General features: G+C 73.9%; 5 protein-coding genes and 2 pseudogenes. 4 read left to right on the top strand and 3 right to left on the bottom strand.

Translation table 11 applies throughout. From position 1 onward, the window contains the following. Both AB0J08_RS35925 and AB0J08_RS35920 read right to left on the bottom strand, forming a co-directional pair. Positions 1-1,944, bottom strand: a pseudogene (locus tag AB0J08_RS35925) (type I polyketide synthase); the annotation flags it as partial. A gap of 63 nt (positions 1,945-2,007) precedes the next feature. Further along, positions 2,008-5,349: a beta-ketoacyl synthase N-terminal-like domain-containing protein gene (locus AB0J08_RS35920; protein WP_360642501.1), complete on the bottom strand. Its 3,342-nt coding sequence runs from the start codon at positions 5,347-5,349 to the stop codon at positions 2,008-2,010. Positions 5,350-5,939: 590 nt separating this feature from the next. Here AB0J08_RS35920 and AB0J08_RS35915 point away from each other — a divergent pair. The 4 genes and pseudogenes from AB0J08_RS35915 to AB0J08_RS35900 all read left to right on the top strand — a co-directional run bounded on the left by AB0J08_RS35915 (position 5,940) and on the right by AB0J08_RS35900 (position 9,576). Then, on the top strand, positions 5,940-6,497 hold the full coding sequence (locus AB0J08_RS35915; RefSeq protein ID WP_360642499.1) for a hypothetical protein: 558 nt from the start codon (positions 5,940-5,942) through the stop codon (positions 6,495-6,497). 437 nt (positions 6,498-6,934) lie between these two features. Continuing rightward, a pseudogene (locus AB0J08_RS35910) lies at positions 6,935-7,999 on the top strand (family 2 encapsulin nanocompartment cargo protein terpene cyclase); the annotation flags it as partial. 15 nt (positions 8,000-8,014) lie between these two features. Continuing rightward, positions 8,015-8,893: a geranyl diphosphate 2-C-methyltransferase gene (locus tag AB0J08_RS35905; protein ID WP_360642497.1), complete on the top strand. Its 879-nt coding sequence runs from the start codon at positions 8,015-8,017 to the stop codon at positions 8,891-8,893. Between the two features lie 170 nt (positions 8,894-9,063). Beyond that, a complete protein-coding gene (locus AB0J08_RS35900; protein WP_360642495.1) occupies positions 9,064-9,576 on the top strand; it encodes a GNAT family N-acetyltransferase in 513 nt (170 codons plus the stop codon). A 41-nt stretch (positions 9,577-9,617) separates the two neighbouring features. Here AB0J08_RS35900 and AB0J08_RS35895 read toward each other — a convergent pair whose 3' ends face one another. After that, complete coding sequence (locus AB0J08_RS35895; protein WP_360642493.1) at positions 9,618-10,391, bottom strand: maleylpyruvate isomerase family mycothiol-dependent enzyme; 774 nt, start codon at positions 10,389-10,391, stop codon at positions 9,618-9,620. Positions 10,392-10,739: the final 348 nt, after the last annotated feature.

Here is a 10,739-nt window from a genome sequence, read left to right as displayed (position 1 = left end):
CAGCCGGCTCCACACCCAACGAACGCCACAACGCCGCCAACGACACCATCACCGCGAACGACACCGGCTGCACCACATCCACCCGCTCCAACGACCCAGCCCCGGAAACCCCCCGCACCACATCCAGCAGGTCCCAGCCGACGAACGGCCGCAACGCCTCCGCACACTCCCCCATCCGCGCCGCGAACACCGGCGAGGAATCCAACAACTCCGCACCCATCCCCACCCACTGCGCCCCCTGACCCGGGAACACGAACACCACCCGGCCGGCCGGCCCCGCCGTGTCGCCGACGATCACCTCAGGCCGGACCGGAATCCCTCCCGGTCCGCACCGTCGGCCAGGACCACGGCGCGGTGTTCGAAGACCGATCGGGTGACCGCCGTCGCGAGGCCGGTGTCCACCGGCCGCTCGCCGGCCCGGCTGTCCAGGTGCGACAGCAGGCGCCGGGCCTGCGCGGCCAGCGCCTCCGGGGAACGTCCCGAGAGCAGCCACGGGACCACTCCGGCAGGACCGCACCGCGACCCGTCCGGCTCCCCGCCGGGTTCCTCCGTCGGCGCCTGCTCCAGGACGACGTGCGCGTTGGTCCCGCTGATCCCGAAGGAGGAGACGGCGGCCCGGCGCGGCCGCTCCGCGGCCTGCCACTCCCGGGCCTGCGTCAGCAACTCCACGGCCCCCGACGACCAGTCGACGTGCGGCGACGGCTCATCCACGTGGAGCGTCCTGGGCAGCACGCCGGCCCGCATCGCCGACACCATCTTGATCACGCCCGCCAGGCCGGCGGCCGCCTGGGTGTGCCCGATGTTCGACTTCACCGAACCCAACCACAGCGGCGCACCCTCGGACCGGCCCTGGCCGTACGTCGCCAGCAGTGCCTCGGCCTCGATCGGGTCGCCGAGGCGGGTGCCCGTCCCATGGGCCTCCACCACGTCCACGTCCCGCGCGGACAGCCCCGCGTTCGCCAACGCCTGCCGGATCACCCGCTGCTGCGACGGCCCGTTCGGCGCCGTCAGACCGTTCGACGCGCCGTCCTGGTTCACCGCGCTGCCACGCACCACCGCCAACACCCGGTGCCCGTGGCGCCGCGCGTCCGACAGCCGCTCCACCACCAGCACGCCGACGCCCTCGCTCCAGCCCGTGCCGTCCGCGGCGGCCGCGAACGGCTTGCACCGTCCGTCCGGGGCCAGGCCCTGCTGGCGGCTGAACTCGACGAACATGCCCGGGGTCGACATCGCCGTCACCCCGCCCGCCAGCGCCAGGTCGCACTCACCGGACCGCAACGACTGGACGGCGAGGTGCAGCGCCACCAACGACGACGAACACGCCGTGTCCACCGTCACCGCCGGCCCCTCCAGGCCCAACGCGTAGGAGACCCGCCCCGAGATCACGCTGGGGGTGCCGCCGGTCAGCAGATAGCCGCCCAGCTCGTCCGAGCCCTCGTGCAGCCGGGGGCCGTAGTCCTGGGCGGTCGCGCCGGCGAAGACACCCGTCCGGCTCCCCCGCAGCGAGAGCGGATCGATCCCCGCCCGCTCGACCGCCTCCCACGACGTCTCCAACAGCAGGCGCTGCTGCGGATCCATCGCCAACGCCTCACGCGGCGAGATCCCGAAGAACCCCGCGTCGAACTCCGCGACACCCTCCAGGAACCCACCCGCCCGGACGTAGCTCGACCCCGGCCGCCCGGACGCGTCGGGGTCGGCGTCGAACACCCCCTCCAGGTCCCACCCACGGTCGGTCGGCAGCGGCGCGATCGCGTCCCCGCCCTCCATAACCAGCCGCCACAGGTCCTCCGGCGACCGCACGCCCCCCGCGAACCGGCAGCCCATGCCGACCACGGCCACCGGCTCGGTCGGCGCGGCCTCGGCCGCACGCAGCCGTTCCCTGGTCCGGTACAGGTCGGTCGTGACCCACCTGAGGTAGTCGGCCAGCTTCTCCTCGTTCGCCACTGCTCTCCACTCCGTGTCGGTGCGGCCGTGCGGAAGGTTCGGACGTCGCGTGTCCAGGACGCGTCAGGAGCTGCGGAACTCCCGGTCGATGAAGGCGAGGAGCTCGTCGACCGTCGCCGTCCGCAGCCTGCGCGGCACCGCGTCGTCGCCGTCGGCTCTCGGCGGGCCGGCCAGCAGGGACCGCAGGCGGGCGTCGACCCGTTCGCGCTCGGCACTGTCGGGCCCGATCGCCGCCAGGGAGCGCTCCAGCCGGTCCAGCTCCGCCAGGGCCCCGGCGTCCGTCGCGCGGTCCGCCGGGAGGAGCAGGGCGCCCAGCCGCTCGGCCAGCACGAGGGGCGTCGGATGGTCGAACAGCAGGCCGGTCGGCAGGCGCAGCCCGGTGGCCGCGCCGAGCCGGTCGCGCAGTTCCACCGCGGTGAGCGAGTCGAAGCCCAGCTCCTTGAAGGTGAGCGCGGGATCGACCGGATCCGGGTCGCCGTGGCCGAGTACCGCGGCCGCCTCGCCGCGCACCAGGTCGAGCAGCAGGCTCGCCCGGTCGCCGGCGGGGGCGCCCTCCAGCCGGAGACGGGGCCCCGCCGGGTCGGTGACGGCGGTCAGGTCGGCGACGTCGTCCACCGGCCGGCCGGGGTCGGACGTGCCGGACGCCCCGGGCACGGCCGGGCGGGCGACGCCACCGAGCCAGTGTCGCCGGCGCTGGAACGCGTAGCCGGGCAGCTCGACCCGCCGGGCGCCGTGCCCGGCGAACGCCGCCTCCCAGTCCACGCCGACGCCGTGCACGTGCAGCCGGGCGAGCGCGGTGACCAGGGCCTCGGACTCGGGCCGGTCCTTGCGCAGCGTGGGGACGAGGACGGGCCCGGCGACCGGTCCGCCCGCCGGCCGGTCGGGCTCGGTGAGGCAGGCCCGGCCCATCGTGCTGAGCGTGCCGTCCGGTCCCAGTTCCAGGTACGCGGTGACGCCTTGGCGCTCCAACCGGCGCATGCCGTCGAGGAACCGCACCGGTCGGCGCACGTGCCGCACCCAGTACTCGGCCGAGCCGAGCTCCTCGGCCGTGGCGGGGCCGCCGGTGACGGTGGAGACGATCGGGAGGGTCGGCGGCCGGAGGTCGAGTGCCGCCACGACACTGCGGAAGTCGTCCAGCACGGCGTCCATGTGCGGGGAGTGGAACGCGTGGCTGACCCGCAGCCGCCTGGTCCGGCGGCCGGCGCTCCGCCAGTGCGCGGCGATCCGCTCGACCTCGTCCTCGTCCCCGGCGACGACTGTCGACTCCGGGCCGTTGACGGCGGCGAGCCCGACCCGGTGCTCCCGGCCGGCCAGCAGCGGGAGCAGTTCCTGCTCGGTGGCCTGGAGCGCCGCCATCGCACCGCCCGGCGGGAGCGCCTGCATGAGCCGGCCCCGGGCCGTCACCAGCGTGCAGGCGTCCGCGAGGGAGAACACCCCGGCGACGTGGGCGGCGGCCAGTTCGCCGACGGAGTGGCCGAGCAGGACGTCCGGCCGGACCCCTCGGCTCTCCAGCAGGCGGAACAGCGCGACCTCGACGGCGAACAGCGCGGGCTGCGCCGTGCCGGTGCGGTCCAGCGAACCGGCCGCGGCCGAGCCGGGTGCCGCGAAGATCACGTCCCGGAGCGGCCCGTCCGGCGCCGGGCCCACCGCGGCCACGGCCGCGTCGACGTGCTCGCAGACCGCGTCCAACGCCCTGGCGAACACCGGGTGTTCGTCGTACAGCGCACGGCCGGCGCCGGGGCGCTGGCTGCCCTGGCCGGCGAACAGGAAGGCGAGCCGGCCGCTCCCGTACGCCCGCCCCGTCAGGACGTCCGCCGAGCTCTCGCCCCGCGCCAGCGCCGCCAGGCCGCGCCGCAACCGCGCGCCGCCTCGGCCGATCACCGCGGCGCGCTGCTCGAAGGCCGAGCGCGTCACGGCCAGCGAGAGGCCGACGTCCGCCGCGCGGAGTCCGGGCTGCTCCTCCAGCCGCGCCAGCAGCGCGGCCGCCTGGGCCCGCAGCGCCGGCACCGAACGGCCGGACAGCAGCCACGGGACCGTCCGCGCCGACCCGTCCTCCGGCTGCCCACCCGCCGACTGCGCGTCCACCGGCTGCCCGCCCGCGGGTGGCGGCCCGGCGGCGAGCACGACGTGGCAGTTGGTCCCGCCCATGCCGAACGCGCTCACGCCGGCCAGCGGCGTCCGGTCCGGACTCGGCCACGGCCCCAGCTCGCGGTGCACGCGCAGATTGAGCGAATCCAGCGGAATCAGCGGGTTGGGGGTTTCGAAATTGAGGCTGGGTGGCAGTTCCCGGTGCCTCAGGCTCAGTACGACCTTGAGCAGCCCGACGATTCCGGCTGCGCCTTCCAGATGTCCCACATTCGTTTTCGCCGAGCCCACCAGCAGCGGCTGCCGGGAGTCCCGCAGGCGGCCGAGCGCGGCACCGAGGGCCGCGGCCTCCACCGGATCACCGACCTTGGTGCCCGTCCCGTGGAGCTCCACGTACTGGACGTCCGCCGGATCCACCCCGGCCCGGTGGTAGGCGCGCCGGACGACTTCCTCCTGCGCCGACCGGCTGGGCGCGGTGAGGCCCTCGCCGCCGCCGTCGTTGTTCACCGCGCCGCCGAGGATCAGGCAGTGGATCGGATCCCCGTCGGCGACGGCGTCCGCCAGGCGTTTCAGGACGACCACCGCGCCGCCCTCGCCCCGGACGTAGCCGTCCGCCCGGGCGTCGAAGGTGAAGCACCGGCCGCTCGGGGAGAGTCCGCCGAACCGGGCGACGGCGATGCTGCTCTGTGGGGCGAGGTTGAGGTTCACTCCCCCGGCGAGTGCGAGGTCGCTCTTCCCGTGGCGCAGGCTCTCGCAGGCCTGGTGGACGGCGACCAGGGAGGACGACTGGCCGGTGTCGACGACCATGCTGGGCCCGCGCAGGCCGAGGGTGTAGGAGACCCGGTTGGCGATCATGCTGCGGTGCAGCCCGGTCACCGTGTGCTGGGTCAGGGCCTGCGGACCGCGCTGGTGCAGCAGCGTCGCGTAGTCGTCCCAGATAGCGCCGAAGAAGACTCCGGCCTCTGCGCCGTCGAGCGTCGCCGGGACGATTCCGGCGTGCTCCAAGGCCTCCCAGGCGAGTTCCAGCATCAACCGCTGTTGCGGGTCCGTCGCCGCCGCCTCGCGCGGCGAAAGGCCGAAGAAGCCGGCGTCGAAACGGTCGATCTGGTCGAGGAATCCGCCCCACCGGGGAATCGATCCGGCGATTTCGGGCGCGCGTCCGTCTTCCGTCGGCAATTCGTTCCAGCGGTCTTCCGGAACCTCCGTGACGGAGGTTTCACCGGACCGGAGAAGTCGCCACAGTTCATCAGGAGTCGAAGCTCCGGGTAAACGACACGACAGACCGACAACGGCTACCGCATCACTGTGAGTCGAATTCATGGAAGGTTCGTGAGATACGTGTGCTTCCCGTGATGCCACGGAGCAACCCAACCAGCAACGACAGAACGCGTCAAGAGTCACCCTGTACACGACACCCAGGCCTCGGACAGGAGGTCAGCGGCCTACAGGGAACGGTCAACTGGCCTCGCCTGCAAGGGATCTGACCGCGAACGGCAGTCCACCGCGGCAGCTGCCCGGACGGCCAGGGCCGACCTGCCCATTCGGACACGACCCGATGACCCACCGGGCACATTGCCGGCTGCGGCGAATAGCGCTGGCGGCACGAACTACCCCGACGTCCATCGTCCACGGACGACGGAATCACCCGTCCGGCATCACCTGTCCGGCCCCCGCTCTTCACAGCCCGCTGCCCGCCCCGTCACCCGACCCGCCACCCGACCCGTCGCCCCGCAAGCGGGAGTTCGAGGACGGACCCCAGCTCAGGACGCACCGAGGCCCCGGCCACCCGTCGGCGACGGAATCCCCGGTGGTTACGCTGGTGACAGCCGAGGAGACCGGCACCTGCCCTGCGGACCGTGACGCCGGCGGCACCTGCTGCCCCACCGCGAGGCAAGCATCGAGGAGCAGTCGTGACCGAACAGAGCGGCCCGCAGCGGAGCATCGCCGACATGATCCGCCGTCCCATGCTCACCGGCCTGCAGGACGCCGAACTGATCGGCCCCCTGGGCACCACGCGCATCAACGAGTGGGTCGACTGGATCGCGGCGGTCGTCGCGGGTCAGATCGTCCTGCCGATCGTCCATGAACGCGACGCCTTCGCCGACCGCGTGGACACCCTCTCGGACGTCGGCAAGCGCAACAAGCAGCTGTACCGGGACGCGGCCCAGGAGGCGCAGCAGCTGAGGACCCGCATCGCCGAGCTGGAGGCCGAGGTGGCGCAGCTGCGCTCCCCCGCCGGCCCGGCCACCGACCAGGCCCGCCCGGGAACCCCGGCCGCCGAGCCCGCCACCGGCACTCACGCCAGCGACCCGGCGCGTCCGGGCACCGACCCGGCCCCCGACGAGGCCGGCGGGCCGGTGCTCTCGCTCCGGGACCGCCTGCGCAGCAAGTACCCCGCGACCGCCGAGGCGCTGGACCGCCGGGACGCCGCGGCGGCCGAGGAGACCGACCGGCCCGCGGAAGGCTGACCGCCCGGCGGGCCGCCGAGCGGCACCCGGGGCCGGCAGGGCCGCCCCGGGTGGCAGGAGCCGTCGGCCCGCCCCGGAGCTGCGTGTACGTATGAGCCCGGCGGTACCTCGGGAGCCGGCCGTCGGCCGGCGCTCCGCGCGTCGGTCGGCCCCCTGACCGGCGGCACCGACGCAGATCGGGCGCTTCAAACCCGATCTTCGAGAACATTCACCCTATCGAGTAGATCGACCGCTTCGGAGCGCCTCGGGCCGCACCGCCCCGCCTACCGTTGATCAGCGAACGGCAAGGGGGGCACCGCCCGCGGGGTCCCCCTTGTGTTGCGCCGGATGACGACCCGTCATGACGCGCAGTCCTGCTCGGAGGGAGTCCCATCCATGCCCATGCACACCGGACCGGAGACCACCGCGGAGACCTCGGCGGTACGGTCATGAGCCGGACCGCCCTGGAGCGGATCCTCGGCGGCCCCAGCGGTCTGGGGACGGCCGGGCTGCACCCGGGCCGCCGGACACCGGCGCCGAAGTCCGGCGATCCCGTCCCGGGCCTCTACCACCACCCGGTGCCGGAGCCCGACCCGGAGCGCGTCGCGGAGATCGGCAACCGGATCAAGACCTGGGCGGTGGACGAGGTCCAGCTGTATCCACCCGAGTGGGAGGACCAGTTCGACGGCTTCTCGATCGGCCGCTACATGGTGGCCTGCCACCCCGACGCCCCCGACACCGACCACCTGATGGTCGCCGCACGGCTGATGGTCGCCGAGAACGTGGTCGACGACTGCTACTGCGAGGACCACGGCGGCTCGCCCATCGGCCTCGGCGGGCGCCTCCTGCTGGCCCACACCGCCCTCGACCCCCTGCACACCACCGCGGAGTACCAGCCGGCCTGGGAGGAGTCCCTGCACGAGGACGCTCCCCGGCGCGCCTACCGGTCCGCCATGGACTACTTCAACCGCGCGGCGAGCCCCTCCCAGGCCGACCGGTTCCGGCACGACATGGCCCGCCTGCACCTGGGCTACCTCGCCGAGGCCGCCTGGGCCCAGACCGACCACGTCCCCGCGGTGTGGGAGTACCTGGCGATGCGCCAGTTCAACAACTTCCGCCCCTGTCCGACCATCACGGACACCGTCGGCGGCTACGAGCTGCCCGCCGACCTCCACACGCTACCCGCCCTGCAACGCGTCATCGCGCTCGCTTCCAACGCGACGACGATCGTCAACGACCTGTACTCCTACACCAAGGAGCTCGCCAGCCCCGGCCGGCACCTGAACCTTCCGGTGGTGCTCACCGAACAGGAGGGCGGCACCGACCGCGACGGCTATCTGAAGGCGGTCGACGTCCACAACGACCTCATGCACGCCTTCGAGGCCGAGGCGGCCGCCCTGGCCGCCGCCTGCCCGGCCCCGCCCCTGCTGCGCTTCCTGCGCGGCGTGGCCGTGTGGGTCGACGGCAACCACTACTGGCACCGGACCAACACCTACCGCTACAGCCTGCCCGACTTCTGGTAACCAAGGAGCTGACCAATGACCACAACCGATATCCCCACCACGACCTCTGCCGCCGTTCCCGGACCGGCCACTCCCTACCAGGGCGACATCGCCCGCTACTGGGACCACGAGGCCCGGCCCGTCAACCTGCGCCTCGGTGACGTCGACGGCCTCTACCACCACCACTACGGCATCGGTGACGTCGACCACGCCTCGCTGGGGGACCCGGCCGACAGCGAGCGCGAGAAGAAGGTGATCGCCGAACTGCACCGGCTGGAGTCCGCGCAGGCCGAGGTGCTGCTGGACAACCTGGGCACGATCCCGCGCGACGGCCTGCTCGTGGACGCCGGCTGCGGCCGCGGCGGCTCCATGGTCATGGCCCACCAGCGGTTCGGCTGCAAGGTCGAGGGCGTCACCCTGTCGGCCAAGCAGGCCGAGTTCGGCAACCGGCGCGCCCGGGAGCTCGGCATCGACGGCTCGGTCCGCTCCCGGGTCTGCAACATGCTCGACATGCCCTTCGAGACCGGCCAGGTGGCGGGCTCGTGGAACAACGAGTCCAGCATGTACGTGGACCTGCACGACCTCTTCGCCGAGCACTCCCGCATGCTCGCGGTCGGCGGCCGCTACGTCACCATCACGGGGTGCTGGAACCCCGCCTACGGGCAGCCGTCGAAGTGGGTGTCCCAGATCAACGCGCACTTCGAGTGCAACATCCACTCCCGCCGGGAGTACCTGCGCGCCATGGCGGACAACCGCCTCGTGCCGCAGGCCGTCATCGACCTGACCCCGGCGACCCTGCCCTACTGGGAGCTGCGCGCCACCTCCTCCCTCGTCACGGGCATCGAGGAGGCGTTCATCTCCTCCTACAAGGACGGTTCCTTCCAGTACGTGCTCATCGCGGCCGACCGGGTCTGACCGGCACTCCCTCCGGCCGCCTCCGGCTGGTCCGGCAGTCCCGGCAGGTCCGGGTGCGACCGGGTACGGCTCCCCGGCCGCGCCGGCCCCGGGCCTGCCTGCCGAGGTCCCGGCCCCGGGGCCCCGGGGCCGGTCCCGCCGGCCCACCGGGCGGGCCGTATCGTCGCGGTATGCCCGAACTGATCGAGCCCACCACCCGCCTGCACGCCGCCTGGACCCAGGCTCACCGGGAATGGGGTCCCGGCGTCCACGAGGACGGCTTCGGACTGCTGCCGTCCGACGAGGTCGGCTCCGCGGCCGGGTTCGCGGCCTGGGTGGCCCGGTTGACCGACGCGGCGGAGCCGGCGGAGGCAGGCCGGGCGAGCTGCCTGTACCGATGGATCGTCGAGGGCGACCAGGTGCTCGGCGGGATCGCCCTGCGGCACGGGCTCGACGAGTACGTGCTGCAGTTCGGCCACATCGGCTACGGCATCCGGCCCTCCGCGCGCCGACGCGGGCTGGCCGGCTGGGCCCTGGGCCGAATGCTCGACGAGGCGCGGGGGCTCGGGCTGGACCGCCTGCTGGTGACCTGCGCGGTCGACAACCTCGCCTCGGCGAGGACGATCGCGCGCCACGGCGGGCTCCTCGACGACGTCCGCGACACCGAGTTCGGCCCCGTACAGCGGTACTGGATCGAGATCTGACGCCCGCCGGCGGGGCCGGGTGAAGCGCCCGGCCTCGCCGCTCAGAACGCGGAGTTGGCGAACCAGTGCGCCAGCAGGTCCTCGTCCCCCTCCACCTCGAAGTGGTCGGCGGCCCGGTCCAGCCGACCGTAGAGGAGCAGCAGCAGGTCCGCGGCGGTGCCCCGCACGGTCGCGTCGGCGGGTACGTCGGCGCTCGCGTCCGCGCCCCGCGGGTCGAGCCCGAAGCCGTCGGGCCGCAGCCGCACCAGCCACTCCCCGTCGCCGTCGGTGCGGGTGAACCGGATGCTCCGGTCCGCGGCCCGCAGGAGGGCGGTGTCGGGCGCGAAGACGGCGGCGAAGGGCAGGTTGACCAGGAACTCCGACACCCCGTCGACCGCCAGTACCGGGTCGATCTCGGGGCGCAGACCCAGCGCGAGTTCCGCGTCCACGCGGTGTACCAGGGTCTCGAAGAGCATCCGGCGGACCCAGAACCGGGCGTGCTGGTCGGCGCCCCAGGCCCACATCGGCGCGTCGAGGTCGGCCGCGGCGAACTCGGCACCGGCCTGCGCCGCCGCCTCGGCCAGCCAGTCCGGATAGCCGTCCGGCCGCTCCGGCAGCCGCAGGTCGACCTCGCGACTGCGCGGCGGCTCCTGGATCCGCTGCCGCAGCAGGACGGTGAACCAGCGCTGCACGCTGCCGGCGTGACGCACCAGGTCGGTCATCGTCCAGCCGGGGCAGGTGGGCACCGGGGTCGACGGATCGGCGGTTCGGACAACGGTGACGAAACGGGCGGTCTCCGCCGCGACGCGGGCGGGGTGATCGAGGGTGGTGGTCATGGCGGCCATTCTCCCGGACACCGGCAGCGTGGCCGCGCCCGGCCCCAGGGCCGCCCCGACCGCCCCTGGCGCGAGCGTCGAACACGCGGGGCGCGCTTCGGCCTCCCCGGGCCTCCGGCGCCCAGCCCCGGCACCGGCCCGGAAGCCGCCGACGGGCCCGGGTCACGGGCGCCGCGCCGGCCCGCACGGCGGTCGGGCGCAGGACCGCCACCGGGGAGCTGCGGCCCCCGCCCGGCGGGTGGTTGACTACACCGCATGGACCTCGCCCCGACGTTCTCCCCGTCTCCCGACATGCCGTCGGGCCGCCCCGGCCGGTCTGCCGCTCGGTGCGTGCCCGCGCGACGGGGC

This window comes from Kitasatospora sp. NPDC050463, from assembly GCF_040655255.1.
In the GTDB taxonomy this organism is placed as follows: Bacteria; Actinomycetota; Actinomycetes; order Streptomycetales; family Streptomycetaceae; genus Kitasatospora.
This window is presented reverse-complemented; position numbering and strand designations above follow the sequence as displayed.